Origin of the sequence: Glutamicibacter sp. AOP5-A2-18 (genome assembly GCF_052446055.1) — a bacterium.
Lineage (GTDB): Bacteria > Actinomycetota > Actinomycetes > Actinomycetales > Micrococcaceae > Glutamicibacter.
Genome location: NZ_JBQSVW010000001.1, coordinates 867899 through 888692 on the forward strand (window position 1 = coordinate 867899; position 20794 = coordinate 888692).

Consider the following 20794-nt stretch of genomic DNA (forward strand, 5'->3'; position numbering starts at 1 on the left):
GGCAGACCGACAGGTTATTGTGAACCGGCCTGTCAGCATGAATAGAATGGCTCTATGAGTGCTCTTCGTCGTAGTGTTGTTGCCCTGTCAGTTGCCGCCCTAGCCTTAGGCTCCCTCAGTGCGTGCAGCGCAAAAACACCGGACCCAGCACCCTCCGCCGACGCCCTAGCTTCGGCAATTAACTCCGGTGACTTCAGCGGCGTGCAGTTCGCAAGCTCCGATGCACAAGCTGCGGCCAGTGAACAAAAGACCGCCTTTGGCTCCATGGGCGAAGTTAAGCACAGCAGCACCGTGAGTTCAGTGGCCAAGGACGAGGAAGAAACGGACGGCATCAAAACCGCGACGGCCGATATCACCACCGTGTGGGACGTTGATGACACCGACAAAGACTTCAGCTACACCACCAAAGCCGTCTGGGAATTTGATAAAGACGCCGACGCGTGGAAGCTGCGCTTCGACCCAGCAGTGCTTGCCCCGGACTTGCAGGCAGGGGACTACCTCAAAGCCACTGTGGAAGTAGCGGACCGCGGCAGCATCACTGCCGCCGGTGGCGACAAGATCGTCACCAACCGGCCAGTAATCCGTGTGGGTCTGGATAAGACCCGCACCGAGAAAGCCAACTGGAAAGCCTCGGCTAAAAAACTAGCCAAGCTCGTAGACATTGACGAAGACCAGTATGTGAGCACCGTGCTGGCCGCTGGCGACAAGGCCTGGGTGCCAGCGATCGTCTTACGCGATGATTCCAGTCGTGAGGTCAGCGACAACGAGATCAAGGCGATTGAGGGCGCAACCTTCACCAACGACGAAATTCCGTTGGCTCCCACTCGCGAATTTGCCCGACCGCTCCTAGGCGCCGTGGGCGAAGCAACCGCAGAAATCATCAAGAAGTCTGACGGCAAGATCAAGAGCGGTGACCAGGTTGGTACCTCCGGGTTGCAGTCGGCCTACAATGACACTCTTTCGGGCACCGACGGCATCAAGGTTTCGCGCTACAACAAAGCCAACGAGGCCCAGGCGGAGCTGTTCACCACCAAGCCGGTGGCCGGCAAAAATGTGGAAACCACCTTGGACATGGACCTGCAAAAGGCTGCAGATAAGCTCATCGCCGACGCGGATTCAAATTCCGGTATTGTTGCGATCCGCCCATCAGATGGCAGTGTTCTCGCTGCTTCCTCAGGCCCGGTGAGCTCCGGACTGAACACCGCGCTTCAGGGATCCTACGCACCTGGCTCCTCATTCAAGGTAATCAGTGCGCTGGCAATGGTTCGTGACGGGGCCACCGCAAATACCAAGGTCGAGTGCACCGCCAGCACCACCGTGGACGGCAAAACATTCAAGAACTATGACCACTATCCAGCAGCCGAGCTTGGAACCATCCCGCTGTCCGAAGCCATTGCTCAATCCTGCAACACCGTCTTCATCAATGAAGGTTCAAAAATCAGCGGCAAGAAGCTCTCTGAAGCTGCCGCAGCCCTAGGATTGACCGGCGAAGACGGAACCGGTGTTGGCGCAGTGCTCGGCTCGGTGCCCGATGATTCAGAAGGAACCACTCAGGCGGCCAACATGATTGGTCAGGGCGTAGTGGAAGCTTCGCCACTGGGTATGGCCACCGTGGTCGCCTCGGTCCAGGCCAAGTCCACCGTCCAGCCTAAGCTGGTAACTTCACCTGAGCCCAAGGCCCCAGCCAAGGCAGCCTCAGCTCTCACCGAAGATGAAGCCAAACAACTCTCCGACATGATGGCCGAGGTCATTGATCACGGAACCCTGAAGGATCTGAACTCCTTGAGCGGGGCAAAGATCATCGGCAAGTCCGGCACCGCAGAATATGACAGCGAGCGCAACGCTCACGCCTGGGCCATCGTTGCCCAAGGCGACTTGGCCGTTGCGGCGTTTGTTGAAGATGGTGACGGTGGCGCGCAAAGCGCTGGCCCGCTGGTCAAGTCCATGCTTGAAGCAGCAGCTAAGTAGTAAAGCAGGACGCAGTCAAGGAACTTTGCTCAGGACTTGTGTCGCAATGATGCAATTGACAGACTAAGCGCATGGGAATTGTCTACAACACCAGTATGTCGCCAACCAAAAACGAGTTGGTTTCCGCTTGGCTGCCCAAGCAGAACTTCTATACGGGTAAAGGCACCCCAAAACTTCAGCACATCGGCGGTTTCCGCTTAGAAGACCAGCAAGGTGAAGTTGGGATAGAACTACGTATCTACGCGGACCATTCGGACACTTCTGACGTGGTTTACCACCTGCCGCTCACCTACCGTGGTGCACCCTTGCCCGGGGGAGAAAAGCATCTGATCGGCATCAGCGAGCACGCCATTTTAGGTCCGCGCTACATTTACGATGCTGCCGGCGACCCGGTCTTTGCCGCCCAAGCGCGTCAATTGCTCGCTGGCAAGACCGCACCCCAGCACCATAGTGAGTCATTCACCGATGATCCACGGATCAAGGTCAACGGCAACCCTGCGGGCAAAGAGGCCGCGATCATCCGCAAGCCAGTATCCGGCGCTTCCAGCGCTGATGGGGTCATCGGCTACTGGGAGAACGCGCTGGGCCAAGAACTCACTGGTTTGGTATTGCGCACAGCATAACGAACCGGGCACATAAAGGTCTGATGGTCGGCGCGTAAGGGATAGACTTGTCTATGAAACCAAACCGCCATTTAAGGGAGATACATGTCTGCCATCAGCCGTGAGGACGTTGTGCACCTGGCACACCTTGCCCACATCGAGATGAGCGGCGCAGAGCTGGACAAAATGACCGGTGAGCTCGACGCTATCGTCGGTGCCATTGCGTCCGTCAGCGAAGTCGCCTCCTCCGACGTCCCAGCCACCAGCCACCCAATCCCGCTGACCAATGTGTTGCGCGAAGACACGGTGGGGCAGACGCTGAGCATCGACGAAGTTCTGCTCAACGCCCCAGATTCTGATTCGGACCGCTTTAAGGTCCCAGCAATTCTGGACGGTGAATAATTTCATGAACGAACTGATTAAGCTTTCCGGCACCGAGTTGGCCGCCAAGCTGCGCGCTGGCGAAGTCACTTCCGTGCAGGCAGTACAGGCGCACCTGGATCGCATTGCTGAAGTGGACGGCGCGCTCAACGCCTTCCTGCACGTGAACGCCGAAGAGGCGCTCGCCGTAGCAGCAGAAGTTGACACCATCCGTGCCGCAGGCGGCGCCGACGCAGAAGCACTGCACCCACTGGCCGGCGTGCCCATCGCCATCAAGGACCTGATCGTCACCAAGGGCCAGCCAACCACCGCAGCATCAAAGATGCTCGAAGGCTGGATGAGCCCGTACGACGCTACCGTCATCGAGAAGATCCGTGCTGCCAAGCTGCCAATGCTTGGCAAAACCAACCTCGATGAATTTGCCATGGGTTCCTCCACCGAGCACTCCGCGTACGGTGTGACTCGCAACCCTTGGAACCTGAACCGCATTCCTGGCGGTTCCGGCGGCGGCTCGGCTGCTGCAGTGGCTTCTTTTGAAGCTCCACTGGCACTGGGTACCGACACCGGTGGTTCCATCCGCCAGCCAGGTGCTGTCACCGGCACCGTTGGCGTGAAGCCAACCTATGGCGCGGTATCGCGTTACGGTGCGATCGCTATGGCTTCCTCGCTGGACCAGATCGGCCCGGTATCGCGTACCGTGCTGGACTCGGCTTACCTGCAGGAATTGATCGGCGGACACGATCCGAAGGATTCCACCTCACTGCCAAAGGACCTTGAAGGTCTGGTTGCTGCCGCTGAAGCTGGCGCCACCGGAGACCTGAAGGGGCTGCGTGTTGGTGTCATCAAGGAACTGCAGGGCGAGGGCTACCAGGAAGGCGTGCAGGCACGCTTCAACGAGTCGCTGGAACTGCTCAAGGCTGCCGGCGCAGAAATCGTTGAGGTTTCCTGCCCGAACTTTAAGTACGCGCTGGGCGCCTACTACCTGATCATGCCTTCGGAAGTATCCTCCAACCTGGCTAAGTTTGACGGTGTTCGTTTTGGCAAGCGTGTGCTTCCACAAGAGGGTCCGATGACCATCGAGCGGGTTATGGGTTCCACCCGTGCCGCTGGTTTTGGTGATGAGGTTAAGCGCCGCATCATCCTAGGTACCTACGCGCTGAGTGCCGGCTACTACGACGCCTACTACGGTTCAGCGCAGAAGGTCCGCACCCTGATTCAGCGTGACTTTGACGCCGCGTTTGAGCAGGCTGACGTACTGATTTCGCCAACCGCTCCAACCGTAGCTTTTGAGCTGGGCGCCAACGACAATGACCCGCTGGCCATGTACCTCAACGACGTGGCAACCATCCCGGCTAACCTCGCTGGCATCCCAGGCATCACCGTGCCTGGCGGCCTGTCCGAGAACCTGCCGGTAGGCATCCAGTTCCTGGCTCCGGCCTTCCAAGACGCACGTCTGTACCGTGCCGGCGCCGCACTGGAAACTCTGCTGGAAAAGCAGTGGGGTCAGTCGCTGATCTCGCAGGCACCAGCCATTGACACCGCTTCGATCGCGCAGGAGGCCTAGAGATCATGAGCAACTACACCGATGAATTGGTCGACTTCGACGAAGCACTGGATCGCTACGATCCGGTACTGGGCTTTGAGGTCCACGTCGAGCTGAACACCAAGACCAAGATGTTCTCCGACGCACCTAACGCCTTTGGCGATGCGCCGAACACCAACGTCACCCCGGTAGACCTGGGCCTGCCCGGCGTACTGCCAGTGGTCAACAAGACCGCCGTCGAGTACTCCATCCTGATCGGCCTGGCACTGAACTGCCAGATCGCCGAGAAGTGCGGCTTTGCCCGGAAGAACTACTTCTACCCGGACACTCCAAAGAACTTCCAGACCTCCCAGTTTGAAGATCCAATTGCCTACGACGGCTACCTGGACGTTGAGCTGGAAGATGGCGAAATCTTCCGCGTTGAGATTGAACGTGCCCACATGGAAGAAGACGCCGGCAAGCTGACCCACATGGGTGGCGCAACCGGTCGTATTCAGGGTGCTGACTACTCGCTGGTGGACTACAACCGTTCAGGTGTGCCACTGGTCGAGATCGTCACCAAGCCAATTACTGGTGCTGGCAAGCGCGCACCAGAACTGGCCAAGGCCTACGTGGCTGCAGTGCGCGAAATCGTGAAGAACCTGGGTGTTTCGGACGCCAAGATGGAACGCGGCAACGTACGTTGCGACGCCAACGTTTCGCTGATGCCCAAGGGCGCCGAGAAGTTCGGTACCCGTACCGAAACCAAGAACGTCAATAGCTTGCGCGCCGTTGAGCACGCAGTGCACTTCGAGATCGAGCGTCACGCAGCGGTGCTGGATTCCGGAGCCAAGATCGTTCAGGAAACCCGCCACTGGCATGAAGATACCCGTAGCACCACCTCGGGTCGTCCAAAGTCAGATGCTGATGACTACCGCTACTTCCCAGAGCCTGACCTGGTGCCTATCGTCACCACCGTTGAGTGGATCGAAGAGCTGCGCGGCCGTCTGCCAGAACCACCGGCCGAGCGTCGCAAGCGCCTGAAGGCTGAGTGGGGCTACGCGGACAAGGAATTCCGCGACGTCGTCAACGCCGGTGTGCTCGACGAGATCGAAGCAACCATTGCTGCTGGTGCCTCGGCTGCTGTAGCCCGTAAGTGGTGGATGGGCGAGATCGCTCGTCTGGCCAAGGCTGCGGACAAGGACATCGCTGCTCTGGGCGTTACTCCTGCGACCATCGTTGAACTGAACTCGCTCATTGAGGGCAAGAAGATCAACGATAAGATCGCTCGCCAGGTACTGGAATTTGTCATTGCTGGCGAAGGCACCCCAAGCGAAATCGTTGACAAGCGCAGCTTGGCTGTCGTGAACGACGATGACGCACTGGGCAAGGCCGTGGATGATGCCATGGCTGCCATGCCTGATGTCGTCGAGAAGATCAAGGGCGGCAAGATGCAGGCTATCGGTGCGCTGATGGGCCCTGTCATGAAGGCTACCCGCGGACAGGCCGACGCCGGCCGCGTTCGTGAAATCGTGATGGAGAAGCTGGGACTCTAGTCCTAACACTTCAGCTAGGTCGTTCTGGCCCCGGAGTTCCCTTTTGGGAAGTCCGGGGCCAGCGTTTTAACCGAAGCTGTAATGATGTCATGTTGATGACTCATGGTTTTATGAGGCATTTTGATATTCGGATACTATCTGAGCATGATCAATGCATCTCGTGGAGTAAAGATTTTCGGCTTTGTCGCAACTCTGGGCCTACTGCTTGCTGGCTGTAGTTCACCCGATTCTGAGCTGAAGACTACTACGCCCACACTTGTGCCCTCGCCAAGTAAAACGGCGCCTGCGATCAAGTCTCTACGCGATGCAGATCTTGGAAATACAACCTGGATTGACCCGTTGGCTGCTTCGGAGAAAGACAGCAAAGTAAAGCTTGTTGACTCGAAAGCCAGTGACGAATTCAGCAGTTTTGAGCTTGGCAAGATTGTTTATGCGGATCTGAACGGTGACGGCGTGGACGATGCCGTCGCAGCGTTTACGAGCACTTCCGGCAACGCTTATTGGCAACACTATATTGCGTGGGTAGCTACCAAACAGGGACCTGTTCAGGTTCCCGGCGAGATCGCTTATACGCATAATTGCGGATCAACAGTTCGCAGTGTTGTCCCTGCCAAACGAGGCATCAAAATCACTGAATATCTACGCAGCGACTTCCAAGATACTGCGTGTTCTGAAAATGGCCCGCTGAAGCAGGAACGAACGGTAGGCGTCCAAAAGTTTGCTGGCGATGACCAGTACCATCTTGTGCGTACGGACCAGCCTGGGGGATATGGCGGTTACTGTCATCCGGAGGCAAAGGGGGAGACTATCGCGGTTTCAATCCCGATTTATTCTGCCCCGAATGCCAAGAGCAAGATGCCTCTGAAGCCTCAAGCAATGATGGGCTACATGGCCGGACCAGATGCTGTCGGTGAAGTAACTGAAGATGGACAGTGGTCACTAGCCTCCGTGATGATTAGGGATGAACAAGCGGAATCGGGCATGCAGGCGCGTTGCGCCTGGATACCAACGACCAAGAACCCACTGCATACTGACGGTCAAGCGGTGTTGGGTGAAAACGGGAAACCAGTCGGGTAGTGCGTTACACCGGCATGTTGTCCGGTCCGCACTAAAACGATTGTTTGACGGCTTGGATATGGTCCCCGGAGCTAAGCTCCACTCCAAATGGAGCACATGCGACTGCCAATAATGAACGACGATTGATCGAGTGATCTGGTTATTTAGCGCAAGCTAGGGTGTGTAATACAAGAATACCTCCAGTATTTTACTGGAGGTATTTATGGAACAAATGCGAACTACAGTTTGTCATCAGTTGGAGTGCGTGAGGTCAATGAGGCTCTGGTAAGGGATCGCTCGACGAGGAGCGACGAAATGAGCAAGACGCCGGCACCGGAAATCCAAGGAACAAAGCCCAGTACTTCTGTGTAGTCATTGAATAACCAACGCGTGATGGCGAAAGTCAGGAACGATATTCCTAGACACACCAGAAGCGAACCCCATTTGGCCTTTTCGCTGACACCGTTCCAAAGTGGCACCGATTCGTTTTTGGATTTACCGTCTAACCCTAGCCAAGCCAGCAAAAGTCCCACGTTCCCTTCAGCATGAGCGGCACCAAGCTTCAACGCGGTGCAAATGGTATTTTCTAGTCGGCTTTAACACTATGCTCACGTCAAGTGATTTTCTATAGTCCTTTTGGATGAGTGGAGCCACCTGTAAGGAAAAATGTCATCTGCTCGTCGGCGAAACGTGAATTGATCGAGCTCAAGCGTTCGCTGAGCATCAATATTTGGCATTCCAGATATCGCAGACGCGTCTGTGCATCGTAGTGCCCTTGAAGGTCTGAGCCCGGTGGTGCGACATCGACAAACCGATCATCGTCTCTTTCGCCCGCCTGCGGGGAAACCACGAACCGTGCATGTTCACGTGTGTGAGACTGGATCAAAGTGGGAACAAGATCATATGGCGTTTCGAGACCGACTCAGAACAGAGGCAACTTTGGTCATTGCTACGTAAATCTGAAACTGGGATTGGCCAAGAGCGTTGGAAGCGACCGCCTTGCCTATACGAGCAGAAAGTCTCAGTTCATCAAGGACGTGGTTGACGGAACGTCGATGCGTGACTGGTTGGCGTGATCCCCAGCCTGGCGGTGAAGTGCTTTCGCAGTAGATCGTCTGATGCGAAGCCGACCTCGCGAGCTATAGCACCAACCGACAAGTCAGTTTGCTCGAGAAGCCGTTGAGCCTCTTGCACTCGTAGATCATTGAGCCATCTGACCGGTGTTGTTCCTACAGTGTCAGAGAACCAACGGTGAAAAGTCCGGGGAGACATTGCGCAAATTGCTGAGAGATCTTTGACGCTCCACGGTCGTTGAAGATCTGCTCTAACCTCAAAATGCAGGTTTTCGACTGATGGCGCTGAGCTTGTTGGAGTGTTCGTATCCGCGTATTGAGCTTGGGTACCCGGCCTAAAAACTGGGGTGACCATGGCCTTTGCAACAGTCTCTGCGGCGCTGGTTCCCCAGTCCAGACGAACCAGTTGCAATAAGAGATCAACTCCAGCGGTGACACCGGCCGAAGTCCATACTTTGTCTTCGCCGCAATATAAATCGCGCGCTTTGACGTGAATTCTTGGGTAGCGTCGGGCTAGTTCATCGGCATAACGCCAGTGCGTTGTTGCCTGTCGTCCATCAAGAAGTCCGGCGGCAGCCAGCGTGAATGCCCCGGTGCATAACGATGCTACAAGAACGCCGGCTGCTGCGGCCCGTGCAACCGTTGAAACTTCCCGAGCATCAAGTTCCGCGAGTGGGTCCTCACTTCCAGGAACCACAAGCATGTCGAGCTCCTCCACCGTATCCAGACCATGGGTGCGGCGTATCGAGTGGAGCGGATCAAGATCAGTGATTGCCCTGGCGGCAAGGATTCGCACCGTCGGCCGGGGGAGCCCTCGATCCGAGCGGTCATCGTACACCTCGCGCACAACCGCAAGATCAAACGCACGGCGTCCCGGTCCAACTAAAATTCCCACATTGGTCATGGCGCAATCTTATCGAACACTGTCATTCCTGCCACTGGTTGAGTCCTTTGAACACTGGTGAACTAGAGACATGATTAGAAATGAAAAGACAGCATTGATTGTGGTTGATATGCAGCATGGTTTTTACGATGCCTCATGGGGTCCAACGATCAATTACCCCGCATGCGAGAACAACGTTGAGCAACTGCTAAAGGCTTGGTCCTCAAAGCAAATGCCGATAGTCATAGTTAGGCACGATAGTCGAAATTCGGATTCGCCCTTGTACGTCCAAGGGCCCGGAAATGAACTTCAAGAATCGGTGCAGGCAGTCATCCCTGATCTATTGGTGTCCAAAACGGTGAACTCATCATTCTATGGTGCTCCGGATTTGGAACAGTGGCTTAGAGCTAGGCAGATCAATCAGATTGTGGTCTGTGGAATCCAAACCAACTTTTGTGTAGAAACGACCGCTCGCATGGGAGGCAATCTTGGGTTCGATGTCATCGTGCCGCTCGACGCTACCCGAACTTTTGATCTGGCAGGACCCGATGGCACCGTAATTTCGGCAGCCACTCTCATGCAGGTTACGGCGACGAATCTGCATGGAGGTGGCTTTGCTAAGGTGGTTTCCACGCAGGACGTCTTGAGTTCATTGACAGAGGTATGACATGACAGTGGCCATTTTCTAGAGCGAGATTGACACCTGCATTCATGAATAGGGTAATCAAGACCGACATGGTTTGTGTAGGCTGGCGCCATGAAGATCTCGTTTACGTCGATGGGACCGGAAGACAGCAACGCCATCGTCACGTTTTTATCTACCAACAACTTCCCGTTCCACGTTCGTCGAGAATGGACAGAAGTGGAGTTAACAGGGGTAGTCGATGGCGGAAGATATTGGAACAACGAGAGCCAGGGTTTTTGGATCATTGGCGACGGCGAATGCCTCGGAATGGCAGTGCTGGAAGACCTGGAAGACGACACCCCAATGTTTGACCTGCGCTTGGCGGGGACTTATCGGGGATTAGGTCTGGGTGTCCTAGTGCTGAAGGAATTAACCGACAAGGTTTTTAATGACCACCCTGAGACTCTGCGATTCGAGGGCCAAACCAGAGAAGACAATCTTGCGATGCGTAAAACTTTCGTTAAAGCAGGTTTCCTCAAGGAGGCCCACTACCGGATGAGTTGGCCCGCCGATGACGGTACAAGAATGGCGTCAGTCGCCTACGCAATTCTCCGTCAGGACTGGGAGAGTGGTGAAACTACCCGGTTCGACTGGAACGACTTGCAAGTCTGACTTCGCTGATCAAGATCTCATTTAGCGGGGTGGCACAAGAAATCACGAGTGATTTCTAGATGGCCCAGGTGTTGGCAAAGCTCTTTGTACACATGCATGAGGACGCCTTCGCAGGTGGCCATCCAATATTCGACATCACGACCCGGTGGCATAACGGCGGGAGGCTGCTGTAACTCGGTGCGCGAGATATCTGCAACGAATGCTGTTCGGGCTTCGGAAGCCAACATCAATGCTTCCGCCTTCACCATTTTTGCGTTGAACTCAGCGTCTCGGTCGCGGGGGACTGCGATGCCGAGGTTGACCGTTGAAGACCAGCGACGCGTCATGCCACAACAGTGCAACAAGATTTGCACCGGCGAATTGCTGCCTTCGATAGGCAAGCAGCTATTGATCAATTCCTCCGGAATGTCATCGACAGTTTTATAGAGCTGGTCAAACTTTTCAAGGATAAGTTGAACGAGAATTTGTTCGCTGGCTGCCGATGAACTCATGCCATGATTCTAGACCGGATCCTGAGGACAGTTCCTTATCTGGATAGGTAAGCGGCTAGTCCAGAGTCTACTTCTAGAGCACGGCGGATCAGATCCGTCCGTGCTCTTGAAAAGTGTTCTATTGAGAAGCACGTCAACTGGGCCATCAACAAGTTGACGGCCCAGCTAAATTAGGAAGCGTGCTTCCCAGCATGGGCTGTTTCCAGCGTGCTTTCTGGCATGTGCATTGATTCTTTGGCACGGAAATGCCCAATCAAAGTTAATACGACACCGAGCAAGACCCATGCGCCAAGAGTCCACCACTGACCAGCGGTAGAAGCTTCAGGGAAGTAGCTCAGCGATCGAATGAGTGATCCGGAAGCGCCTGGGACCAGATGCTGTCCGATCGCACCCCATGGGGCAGCCAAGAATTGCCACGGCATGGTTGCACCCGACAGGGGATTGCCGATAAACATCGTCAGTACGGCGCCGATTCCGATACCTGCCCGGCCAATCAGTGAGGTGCAGCCAACGATGAAGGATGCGGTTGCCATCATTGTCAGTCCCATGGCCAGGGCATTCATCAAGAATTCACCCTGAAGGTACTGGAACCAGGTCTGCATAATGAACGCGATAACGAGCCCTGCGAAAATTGCAAAGCTAGCTACGGCGACCAAACGCCGCACTGGGCCGGTGATCAGCAATGAGATAAGTACGCCGCCAATCATGCCGCCGATGGCCATCGGGAAGGACGCTGAAGCAAGCCCGGAACCATTTGGATCATGCTCGGAGAAGGGGACCACTGGGGTGACCGCGACCTTCACGGACGCTGGGTCGCCGCCAGCTTTAGCTACTTGCTGTGACACCTGAGCCTGCAACTGGGTAGCTACGCCAGTTAGCATCTGAGCTGATACCGGGCTTGCTGCGGGAGCAGTCAAAACCTCAGGAACTTCGGTGCCTGAACCCAGGACGATGGCTCCGTACGTTTGCTGGGATTCAATTTGGTCCACGGCATCCGCGCGATCTTGTGCCGTGACGAACTCAAAGGTATTGCTCTGGCCCATGGCACTTTGGAGAGCGGATACTTTGGCCTGATCGCCTGAAATGCTGACCGGCAGATTTTCTGCCTGCGCGGTTTTGCCGGGCCAGAGGAAGGCGAGCACAACCACTGCCAGCACGAGTGAGGCTAGGGCTCCGATGACCACCGCGACTGGCCATTTTGTATGTGGTGTTGGGGTGGTTACTTGGGATGTCATGGCTGACTCCTCCGTTGATTTCAGCACGAGGGCGGGCAGTGGCAGAAAGGTAAAATCTGCGACCGACGGTCTTCTTGAGGGAAGTTTTATGGCGGAGAGTGGCTTTCGCCGAGAACTGTTGGGTCTCGAATGGGCTTCTCCACGCAGAGTCAGATTTTCGAGATGTCATGGCTCTTGATCATTAACTCTACACCTGAGGAATTCCTCAGGTGTAGAAGTATACTGGAAATATGAGTGATCAAGACGAGCAGCCCCTCCATAAGCGCCCCACTGGACGCCGTTCCGGTGACAGTGGCACGAAGGAAGCAATTCTGGATGCTGCGCGAGAACTGTTTTCGCAGAGGGGTTATGACTCGACGTCAATTCGAACTATTGCCACGTCAGCCGGTGTTGACCCGGCACTGATTCGCCACTTCTTTGGGGACAAGGCGACCCTATTTGCGACAACCTTGACTGAGCACACAACCATCCCACAGCGACTAGGAAATGCCTTTCTTGGTGATCCTGCCCATATAGGTTCCCGAGTGGTCGATACCTACCTTCACCTTTGGGAAGAAGAGGAAACTCGCCACATCATGTTGGCACTAGTTCGGTCCGCTTCCACTTCAAATAGCGCGGCGGATATGCTCAAGACGGTCCTCGGATCACGAATGCGGGGCGTTTCGCAGCTCTCCGAAGCTGATCCGGATCAAAGTAAGCGAGTTGCCCTGGCCGCCGCTCACATGCTCGGCATTGGCTTCACCCGCTATGTCATCCAACTCCCGGACATTTCCTCGCGGACTCATGAGGAGATCGTCGCTGAGGTCGGCCCGACCATCCAAAGGTACTTGACCGGGACGCATCGCTAACGAGTTCAGGCCTCGGAGTCACTGACCTTGGCTAAAGGGGTGAAGGCCACCAGATAAAAATGACCCGCGGTGGTGACCTGCGATTCTGCGGGAACTATGAGTGCATCCAGCCGAGCCAGAGGCTCGCCGTCAGCCCGGCAATACTCATCTAGTGCAACAAGGATTTTCACTTCCCCACTTGTTGCCCTGAGGCTGGCAGCGCCGATAGTCGATACCTTGGCCTCCCACTTTTCGCCGACGAACATAAGGTTGAGGGCCAAGAATCCAGTGCCAAGTGGCGCAACTGAAACGTCATCTTCACCAGCGAACGCTACCTGTTCACCTGCGTGAAGACGATGGGCTTGGCCACCAATATTCAAGTCGATCTCGCCAGGGCCTAGGGCGACCTGAATCCGCTGGATTCCAGGGTATTGGCTATAGGGCTGAGCCTGAGAAATTTCCGCTACGCTAACTTTCCACGACCACGCCCCACGGGCATCTGAATCGCTAAGGACAGTGCGCGATACGCCCTTGCCGTTCTTCCACGGCTGTGCCGAAAGATCTGCGTAGCGAACGACGGGCAGTGCCTGCATAGAGGTCAGCTTCCTCAATAATCTAAGTGGCTTTTGATCATCATTTTGCCATCAGGGTCGGCTCCCAAATCAATTCGTGACGGCAGGCCGGTCCCAATTCTGAGTTCGCTTCGAGGAGTCAGAGTACGGTCCATTCCAAGCGAAAGATTAGTATTGAGCGATGAGCAACCCGCCAGCTAAGAAGTCCGTCATGCCCGAGGCAGAAGTCGCCATCGATCTGGCAATGGTTCGAGGGCTGATAGCAACGCAAGCGCCACAGTGGGCTCATGAAGAAATCAGCTATCTTGCCACCGGTTGGGACAACGAGGTTTATCGTCTCGGAGATTCCCTGCTGATCCGTTTACCCCGAAGACAAATGGGGGAGGGGATCGGCGTCAAAGAGCGCCGTTGGCTTCCGCAATTGGCAAAGGACACCGGGGTGGATATTGGCCTAGCGATCTTTGAAGGTCAGCCGACTGGCAGCTACCCCTTTACCTTTTCGATTTGCCGCTACGTTCCTGGAAATAGCGCAGCTCAACTCAAACGCCAAGATCGCGATGAATACGCGGAAGTATTTTCTGAACTGTTGCGAGCTCTGCATCAACCCGCCAGCTCGCCGGAACCGCGAAGCGAATTTCGTGGTTGTGCCTTGACGCTGGTTGATGCGCGGACTCGTGAGCAAATTTCAAACTTGGATGCCGCATTGCAAGCTGATGCTTTGGCAATTTGGCAGGATGCCTTGGAGGCGGAGAACTATGAAGATGCCCCAGTATGGCTGCATGGTGACCCGCATCCACACAACACCGTTGTTGGTCACGAGTTGCCACATCCGTCAGTCTGTCTCGTTGATTACGGGGACTTGTGTGTTGGCGACCCGGCCTCGGATCTAGGTATGTTCTGGATGCATTTCACGCCTGTGGGCATTAGTCGTGCGTTCGAGAGTTACGGCATTGAAGCTGGCAGTCCAACGTGGAAACGAGCGCGTGGTTGGGGACTTCGATATGCCATGCTGACCGCAGATCTTGGCGCCGATGATCTTCTGGGCATAGTCGGACGCGAGAGCCTGGGAGTACTCCTTGGCAGCTCAGACCGTAAGCTGAGTTCAAGCAACTGAGCACTGTCGGGTCTGGTCAGCGAGAGGATCACCATGGATCTCGAGAAAAATCCGAGCATAGCGGCACGTTTATGTCTCAAATCCCACGCGGAATTATTGCAGCATGTGGCTGGCCTCAGCGAGGCGGAAATGCGGCAGAACAGTAATTTGCCTGATTGGTCGGTGGGCCACGTGTTGACGCATCTTGCGCGAAATGCCGATGCACATGCACGTCGTCTGGACGGGGCCTTGAATGGTGAGGATGTTCCCAAATACGCGAACGGTCCAGAGCAACGGCGTCAGGAAATTGAGGACGGTGCGAAGGACTCAGCAGCTGAAATCTTGGCTGACCTGGAATCGAGCGTTCGCCGTCTAGATGGAATTCTTGAGCAAAGCGAACAGGCTGGCTGGCCCAACTCCGATTTCATGGGAGGTGGGCACTATGGGGTCGGTGGTTGCCCGGCTCACCGCCTACGCGAAGTACAAATGCACCTTGTTGATCTTGGGCTGGGATATACGCCAAGCCAGTGGAACGAAGACTACGTAGCGTGGGATCTTGGCAATCTACTGGCCACCGTTCCCGAACGATTGGCGAGCCCGCAAGCGCGTGTCGAGCTAGTTGCCTGGTTGGCTGGGCGCGGTCCGTTAGGAAAGGGCTTTGCTTTGGAGCCCTGGGGCTGACCAGTTCCTCCCCGACGACTATCGGGTTTCTTTCCTCAGCTAGGCCTGGGTAAGAAGTGATGGCAACTGATCCATGTGCATGAACACCTCGGTAGCGCCGGCACCCAGGAGTTCTTCCTTGGTGCTGCTGATCGGTCCACCGGGGCAGTATCCAAAGACCGTGGCTCCGGCCGCAACGCCGGCGGTCACTCCGGTAACGGTATCCTCAACCACGGCTGCCTGAGTCGGATCAATCTCCAGTCCAGCGGCGGCAGCCAAGTAGACATCGGGGGCCGGTTTACTGTGCGCATATTCCATGCCGCTATAAACGTGAGTGCCGAAGGAAGAAGCCATCCCGGTAATCGACAGCTGCATCTCGACCTTGCCTCGGTCTGCTCCCGTGGCGCACGCGATCTTGTTTTTATACACGCGTGAAATCAGCTGCACTGCGTTCAAGGCGCCAGGCACGGCTTGCAGGTTTGAGCGCAACGCGACATCCCTACGTTCCTTGAACTGGCTGATCCACTGCTCATCAATACCCACGCCAGTGTGAGTCAGGATTGGTTCCCACTGGTCCTTCAGGGCTTTGCCGATGAAGATGCTGATGCATTCTTCTTGGCTAATGTTCCATCCAAGCTCGATGAGCATCTGTCGGAGAACTGCGTTGGTGATGGACTCAGAATCAACGAGTACACCGTCGCAGTCAAAGAGGACGGCAGAGAATTTTGGACGCAACAAGCTACCCCTTCTACACAATGGGCGATCGACTAGGCCAGTGAGAACTCGTGAAGAATGCGGGCCAAAGGTGCCAGCTCGGGCTGTTCTTCGGCTTGCTTCAGGATGCGTTCTAGCGTGGCATCGTGGATGGGCTTGGCCTTCTGATACAGCTCATGGCCCAACGGGGTCAGCTCGGTGTAGATCCCGCGGCGATCATCGGCGCACAATACGCGTGAGAGCAGGTTCCGATCTTCTAGCCGGGTGACTAGTCGGGTGGTGGCGCTGGGGCTTAATGCAGTGGCGCGAGCAAGCTGCGCCATGCGCATGTGCCAGCCATCCTGCCGGTTCAAAGCGTCCAACAATGTGTACTCGACCACAGATAGGCCAACCTCAGTGGTGAGATCTTTTTCTAGTGCGGCATCGATTAATCCGTGCAATGACGCCAATGTACGCCATCCTCGTGCCCGGATTTCTACCGCATGATCTGCGATTCCCATGGCTTCCTCCAAATTACTTGCTTGCGCTGGTTAGTTGCGTGTGCAACGATAGTATCCATCGCGCAATAACAAGCGTGTGCAACTATTTTTTCTAGTGTATCAGGAGTAACGCTATGCCGCTCGGCCTCCTTGCGTTGGCTATCGGTGCTTTTGGCATCGGGCTTACTGAATTTGTCATCATGGGCTTGCTGCCAGACGTAGCCACCGACTTCGCAGTCAGCGAGGCCGCTGCAGGCTGGCTCATTTCCGGTTATGCACTCAGCGTGGTTGTCGGAGCGTTGGGCCTGACCGCCGCCACCGTCCGGCTTCCACGCAAGCCGGTACTGGTCGGTTTGCTGGTTCTCTTCATCATCGGCAACTCGCTCACCGCACTGGCGGGCACCTACGAAGTGGCCATGATTGGCCGCATCATCGCCGCCCTTTGTCACGGAGCATTCTTCGGCATCGGTTCGGTAGTGGCCTCCGACATGGTCCCAGCCAATAAGAAGGCAGGCGCCATTGCCATCATGTTCACCGGCCTGACCGCCGCTAACGTGCTTGGTGTTCCATTCGGCACCCTGCTGGGTCAGCACTCCGGCTGGCGCTCAACCTTCTGGGCTATTTCCGCTATTGGTGTTCTTGCATTGATTGGCATCCTCGTCTTGGTTCCAGCAATCAAGCACGCAGCAGAAGGAATCTCACTGCGACGCGAACTTGGTGCCTTCACCTCTTTGCAGGTCTGGCTATTTTTGGGCGTCACCATCTTGGGCTACGGCGGAATGTTTGGTGCTTTCACCTACATCGCTTACACCCTGACCGAAATCACCGGCTTCAACGAAACCACTGTGCCATGGTTGCTGATGCTCTTCGGCGTTGGCCTCTTTGTGGGTAACTGGATCGGTGGCCGCATGGCCGATAAGAGCATCGACCGCACCTTGCTCTTCTTCATCGCAGCCCTGCTCGTTGTGCTTGTGGTCTTCGGCTTCTTGGCAAGCAACCAGATCGCAACCATCGTTGCCTTGCTACTCATGGGTGGTTTCGGTTTTGGTACCGTTCCTGGTCTGCAAAGCCGCATCATGCAGTACGCCGGCAACGCTCCAACCTTGGCATCAGGTGCCAACATCGGTGCCTTCAACGTGGGTAACGCACTAGGTGCTTGGGCCGGTGGCCTGGGTATCGCTGCAGGCTTGGGATACACCTCGCCGATCTGGATCGGCGCCATCATCACCTTCGCTGCATTGGTTCTCGTGCTTGTCGCTATGGGCCTGGCCAAGAAGTCTTCGGCAGCAGCACCCGAGCTAGTTCCAGCTAGCTAATCCAAAATTTTCACAAGTCCCTCAAGTAATTTCAAGGAGTTAGATATGACTACCGCAATCCCAACCGTCACCCTGAACAACGGCGTAGAAATGCCACAGGTCGGCTTTGGTGTCTTCCAGGTACCGAACGAGGAAACCACCACCGCAGTAGCAGCGGCACTGAAGGCGGGCTACCGCAGCATCGATACCGCTGCCATCTATGGCAACGAAGAGGGCGTCGGCAAGGCATTGGCTCAATCCGGCATTGCCCGTGATGAACTGTTCATCACCTCCAAGCTCTGGATCGCAGAGATGGGATACGAGCAGACCATCGCCGGGCTCGAAGCTACCTTGAGCGCTTGGGTCTGGACTATCTAGACCTGTTCTTGATTCACTGGCCAGCTCCAGAAAGGGAACTGTATGTTGAGACCTGGAAGGCTCTTGAGAAGCTGTACGCCGACAAGAAGATCCGCGCCATCGGTGTTTCCAACTTCCAGCCTGAGCACCTGAACAAGCTGATTGCACAAGGAACTATCGTTCCTGCTGTAAACCAGGTTGAGCTTCACCCTGCACTGCAGAACCGCGAAGTGATTGCCGCTAACGCTGAGAACGGTATCGTCACCGAGGCTTGGAGTCCACTGGCTCAGGGCGCAATGCTCACCGACGAAACCATCCTGGCAATTGCCGAGGCTCACCAGATTAGCGCCGCGCAGGTCATCTTGCGCTGGCACCTGCAGCAGGGACGCGTCATCATCCCTAAGTCGGTCACCGAATCACGCATCATCGCCAACCTTGACCTGTTTGGTTTTGAACTGACCAGCGAAGAACTGGCAAGCATTGATTCACTAGACCGTGACGGTCGTACCGGGCCTAACCCGGACGCCTTCAACGGCTAATATACAACCCATAAGCAAGGTTCGTACTCGTTCGAGTGCGGGCCTTGTGTGTTCGAGGCGTCATGCCTTGCTAGCCAATTACCAACCGCTGAACCGCTTCTCGAATCGCTTCAATGACATCTTTGACGGTGCTCCGGTGCAGATGTTCTGCCCGCAGAAGAAGGTCGATTTGTCTACCGGAATCTAAACCTTTGATTGGTCGTAAAGTCACCGACGGATCGATGGTTTTACGCACGGTGAATCGTGGCAGAATTCCAAGGCAATCACCGGCTTCTACCAGCGCAGCGGCAGTTGCATAGTCATTCACCCGGTGCTCAATTCGAGGAGCCTTGCCCGCCAGGGCAGCAATGGTCTCCAGTACATCGGCGGGGGAGTATCCCGGACGAGAAACTACCCAACGTTCGTCGATAACCTGCGCAGGAGAAAGCTGATCAAACTTGGCTAGTGGATGGTCTTGATGGATGGCAATATCTAAAGGTTCAAATGCCAACGGTATGACTTTGATTCGATCTTCTGGCCAGGGCGCGGTGTGGGGCATGCGGTGGGCAAGAACCAAATCATAGGTTGAGGTCAGCGCAGGAAAATCTTGTTGCGAAACGTCCTCATCGGAAAAGTGCAGCGGTGGCAGTTGTCCTTGCGGAACGGTGAGCAACGGGGCAAACACTGTCTGCCCAATCGAGTGAAATCCAGCGATGCGAATAGGGACGTCTCGGTCTTGATCAACCGTACGAATTTGCGCATTAGCTTCGGCCAAGGTCGATGCCACAGTAGTGGCAGCCGTAGCTAATAATTTCCCTTCGGCGGTCAGCACCAACCGACGACCATCCTTCTGCGTCAGGGGCGCAGGAAACCCGCGCTGTAACTGAGCCAGGTGCTGAGAAACTGCAGAGGGGGAGACAAAAAGTGCCTTCGCTACCGCGTTGACGCTACCCAGATCCGCGAGTTCTCGCAGAATCCGTAGCTGATGTAATTCCATGAAGTAAATGCTAAAGCAATAGATCAGTAGATCGATCTTCTTCTAATATGTTTTCCTTGCGAGTTGAGTGCGACACTTGAAGCAACACCGTCCGTCGCGTGCACATCCCGACGGCCATCGCCAAAGGATCATGCATGAAAGCACTGTACAAATCAGGTCCCCACGCAGGACTGGAACTTGTGGACCTCCCCGAGCCAGAAGTCGGCGTCCACGACGTAAAAATCCGCGTGATGACCACCGGAATTTGCGGCACCGACCTGCACATCGAAGCCTACGATGACGCTGCCAAAGCGATGATCAATACGCCGCTGGTTCCAGGCCACGAGTTCTACGGCGAAGTTGTTGACACCGGATCCTTTGTCCACGGTGTCAAAGTGGGAGACCGCGTTTCCGGCGAAGGCCATGTGGTCTGCGGAATCTGCCGCAACTGTCGTGCCGGACGCAAGCAGATGTGCATCAACGTTGATTCGGTTGGAGTGCAACGCGATGGCGCCTTTGCCGAATATGTGGTGATCCCCGAAAGTAACGTTTACATTCACCGCGACGAACGCATCACTCCATTGCTCGGCGCAATCTTTGATCCCTTTGGCAACGCGGTACACACCGCGCTGCAATTCCCGATGGTTGGCGAAGACGTACTGATCACCGGCGCTGGACCCATCGGTCTGATGTCCGCTGCGGTAGCCCGCCATGTGGGTGCGCGCAAGATCGCCATCACCGATATCTCGGATCAACGACTCGAGCTGGCCCAATCCATGGGTGTGGACCTGACGGTGAACGTAGGAACCACCCGAATCGGCCAAGCACAGCGTGATTTGGGCATGGTCGAGGGCTTTGACTACGGCATGGAAATGTCCGGACACGCAAGCGCCTTGCCGGAAATGATCGAGAACATGAATCACGGCGGCAAGATCTGCATGCTCGGTTTGCCTAGTTCTTCCATTGACATCAACTGGGGCAAGGTGGTCACTCACATGCTCACGCTTAAAGGTATCTACGGCCGCGAAATGTTCGAAACCTGGTACGCCATGAGCGCCATGCTCACCAGCTCCGAAGTTATGCGCGAACGCATCTCCTCGGTAGTCACGGACTTTGTTCCGGCTACCGAATGGCAGCAGGGCTTCGCGGCAGCCCGAGGCGGGCACGGCGGAAAAGTCGTTCTCGACTGGACCGTTTTCGCAAGCTAAGCACAACTCGCATCAACAAGGAGCACCACCC

Annotated in this window: 23 protein-coding genes; 16 read left to right on the forward strand and 7 right to left on the reverse strand. The window is 55.7% G+C overall.

The features are described from left to right. Positions 1 to 54: 54 nt before the first annotated feature. The 7 genes from ACT3RW_RS04120 (at position 55) to ACT3RW_RS04150 (ending at position 8042) form a co-directional block, all read left to right on the forward strand. Positions 55 to 1968 (forward strand): penicillin-binding transpeptidase domain-containing protein, encoded by a 1914-nt coding sequence (locus tag ACT3RW_RS04120; protein WP_444612901.1) that lies wholly within the window; start codon positions 55 to 57, stop codon positions 1966 to 1968. A 71-nt stretch (positions 1969 to 2039) separates the two neighbouring features. Beyond that, positions 2040 to 2591 carry a maltokinase N-terminal cap-like domain-containing protein gene (locus ACT3RW_RS04125; protein ID WP_444612902.1) on the forward strand — a complete coding sequence of 184 codons (552 nt, stop codon included), beginning with the start codon at positions 2040 to 2042 and terminating at the stop codon, positions 2589 to 2591. 84 nt (positions 2592 to 2675) lie between these two features. Then, a complete protein-coding gene (gatC, locus tag ACT3RW_RS04130) occupies positions 2676 to 2972 on the forward strand; it encodes an Asp-tRNA(Asn)/Glu-tRNA(Gln) amidotransferase subunit GatC (protein ID WP_022875011.1) in 297 nt (98 codons plus the stop codon). 4 nt (positions 2973 to 2976) lie between these two features. After that, a complete protein-coding gene (gene gatA, locus ACT3RW_RS04135) occupies positions 2977 to 4515 on the forward strand; it encodes an Asp-tRNA(Asn)/Glu-tRNA(Gln) amidotransferase subunit GatA (protein ID WP_444612903.1) in 1539 nt (512 codons plus the stop codon). Positions 4516 to 4520: 5 nt separating this feature from the next. Next, positions 4521 to 6029: an Asp-tRNA(Asn)/Glu-tRNA(Gln) amidotransferase subunit GatB gene (gene gatB / locus ACT3RW_RS04140; protein WP_262198173.1), complete on the forward strand. Its 1509-nt coding sequence runs from the start codon at positions 4521 to 4523 to the stop codon at positions 6027 to 6029. A gap of 144 nt (positions 6030 to 6173) precedes the next feature. Continuing rightward, positions 6174 to 7106, forward strand: a complete 933-nt coding sequence (locus ACT3RW_RS04145; RefSeq protein WP_444612904.1) for a hypothetical protein — start codon at positions 6174 to 6176, stop codon at positions 7104 to 7106. Positions 7107 to 7829: 723 nt separating this feature from the next. Then, complete coding sequence (locus tag ACT3RW_RS04150; RefSeq protein WP_444614614.1) at positions 7830 to 8042, forward strand: GrpB family protein; 213 nt, start codon at positions 7830 to 7832, stop codon at positions 8040 to 8042. Positions 8043 to 8114: 72 nt separating this feature from the next. Here ACT3RW_RS04150 and ACT3RW_RS04155 read toward each other — a convergent pair whose 3' ends face one another. Further along, positions 8115 to 9062: a GlxA family transcriptional regulator gene (locus ACT3RW_RS04155; RefSeq protein WP_444612905.1), complete on the reverse strand. Its 948-nt coding sequence runs from the start codon at positions 9060 to 9062 to the stop codon at positions 8115 to 8117. A gap of 70 nt (positions 9063 to 9132) precedes the next feature. Here ACT3RW_RS04155 and ACT3RW_RS04160 point away from each other — a divergent pair, with 70 nt between their 5' ends. Next, positions 9133 to 9708, forward strand: coding sequence for a cysteine hydrolase family protein (locus ACT3RW_RS04160; protein WP_131090102.1), 576 nt, complete (start codon positions 9133 to 9135; stop codon positions 9706 to 9708). Between the two features lie 90 nt (positions 9709 to 9798). Further along, entirely contained in the window at positions 9799 to 10338 is a 540-nt protein-coding gene (locus ACT3RW_RS04165) for a GNAT family N-acetyltransferase (protein WP_131090101.1), read from the forward strand. A gap of 17 nt (positions 10339 to 10355) precedes the next feature. On the opposite strand, the gene ACT3RW_RS04170 is transcribed toward ACT3RW_RS04165, so the two are convergent. Both ACT3RW_RS04170 and ACT3RW_RS04175 read right to left on the reverse strand, forming a co-directional pair. Then, entirely contained in the window at positions 10356 to 10829 is a 474-nt protein-coding gene (locus tag ACT3RW_RS04170; protein WP_444612906.1) for a mycothiol transferase, read from the reverse strand. Between the two features lie 170 nt (positions 10830 to 10999). Next, positions 11000 to 12064, reverse strand: a complete 1065-nt coding sequence (locus ACT3RW_RS04175; protein ID WP_444612907.1) for a hypothetical protein — start codon at positions 12062 to 12064, stop codon at positions 11000 to 11002. Positions 12065 to 12294: 230 nt separating this feature from the next. Here ACT3RW_RS04175 and ACT3RW_RS04180 point away from each other — a divergent pair, with 230 nt between their 5' ends. Beyond that, complete coding sequence (locus ACT3RW_RS04180; protein ID WP_444612908.1) at positions 12295 to 12912, forward strand: TetR/AcrR family transcriptional regulator; 618 nt, start codon at positions 12295 to 12297, stop codon at positions 12910 to 12912. Positions 12913 to 12917: 5 nt separating this feature from the next. Here the strand turns inward: ACT3RW_RS04180 and ACT3RW_RS04185 are convergent, their stop codons facing one another. Further along, positions 12918 to 13484 carry a HutD/Ves family protein gene (locus ACT3RW_RS04185; RefSeq protein WP_444612909.1) on the reverse strand — a complete coding sequence of 189 codons (567 nt, stop codon included), beginning with the start codon at positions 13482 to 13484 and terminating at the stop codon, positions 12918 to 12920. Between the two features lie 160 nt (positions 13485 to 13644). On the opposite strand from ACT3RW_RS04185, the gene ACT3RW_RS04190 reads away from it, so the two are divergent. Both ACT3RW_RS04190 and ACT3RW_RS04195 read left to right on the forward strand, forming a co-directional pair. After that, positions 13645 to 14577 (forward strand): aminoglycoside phosphotransferase family protein, encoded by a 933-nt coding sequence (locus ACT3RW_RS04190; protein ID WP_444612910.1) that lies wholly within the window; start codon positions 13645 to 13647, stop codon positions 14575 to 14577. A 33-nt stretch (positions 14578 to 14610) separates the two neighbouring features. Further along, positions 14611 to 15237: a maleylpyruvate isomerase N-terminal domain-containing protein gene (locus tag ACT3RW_RS04195; protein ID WP_444612911.1), complete on the forward strand. Its 627-nt coding sequence runs from the start codon at positions 14611 to 14613 to the stop codon at positions 15235 to 15237. Positions 15238 to 15276: 39 nt separating this feature from the next. On the opposite strand, the gene ACT3RW_RS04200 is transcribed toward ACT3RW_RS04195, so the two are convergent. Next, positions 15277 to 15954, reverse strand: a complete 678-nt coding sequence (locus ACT3RW_RS04200; RefSeq protein ID WP_444612912.1) for an HAD family hydrolase — start codon at positions 15952 to 15954, stop codon at positions 15277 to 15279. Positions 15955 to 15983: 29 nt separating this feature from the next. Next, a complete protein-coding gene (locus tag ACT3RW_RS04205) occupies positions 15984 to 16430 on the reverse strand; it encodes a MarR family winged helix-turn-helix transcriptional regulator (RefSeq protein ID WP_444612913.1) in 447 nt (148 codons plus the stop codon). Positions 16431 to 16543: 113 nt separating this feature from the next. Here ACT3RW_RS04205 and ACT3RW_RS04210 point away from each other — a divergent pair, with 113 nt between their 5' ends. Genes ACT3RW_RS04210 through ACT3RW_RS04220 form a run of 3 tightly spaced genes read left to right on the forward strand, consistent with a single transcriptional unit; the run spans position 16544 to position 18600 of the window. Continuing rightward, positions 16544 to 17725, forward strand: a complete 1182-nt coding sequence (locus ACT3RW_RS04210; RefSeq protein ID WP_444612914.1) for an MFS transporter — start codon at positions 16544 to 16546, stop codon at positions 17723 to 17725. Positions 17726 to 17770: 45 nt separating this feature from the next. Then, entirely contained in the window at positions 17771 to 18082 is a 312-nt protein-coding gene (locus tag ACT3RW_RS04215; protein ID WP_444612915.1) for an aldo/keto reductase, read from the forward strand. Further along, positions 18064 to 18600, forward strand: coding sequence for an aldo/keto reductase (locus tag ACT3RW_RS04220; RefSeq protein WP_444612916.1), 537 nt, complete (start codon positions 18064 to 18066; stop codon positions 18598 to 18600). The genes ACT3RW_RS04215 and ACT3RW_RS04220 overlap by 19 nt, the downstream gene beginning before the upstream one ends. Positions 18601 to 18670: 70 nt before the next feature. Here ACT3RW_RS04220 and ACT3RW_RS04225 read toward each other — a convergent pair whose 3' ends face one another. Continuing rightward, positions 18671 to 19576, reverse strand: coding sequence for a LysR family transcriptional regulator (locus ACT3RW_RS04225; RefSeq protein ID WP_444612917.1), 906 nt, complete (start codon positions 19574 to 19576; stop codon positions 18671 to 18673). Between the two features lie 134 nt (positions 19577 to 19710). Between ACT3RW_RS04225 and tdh the strand changes: the two genes are divergently transcribed. Next, complete coding sequence (gene tdh / locus ACT3RW_RS04230) at positions 19711 to 20763, forward strand: L-threonine 3-dehydrogenase (RefSeq protein ID WP_444612918.1); 1053 nt, start codon at positions 19711 to 19713, stop codon at positions 20761 to 20763. Positions 20764 to 20794 lie beyond the last annotated feature (31 nt).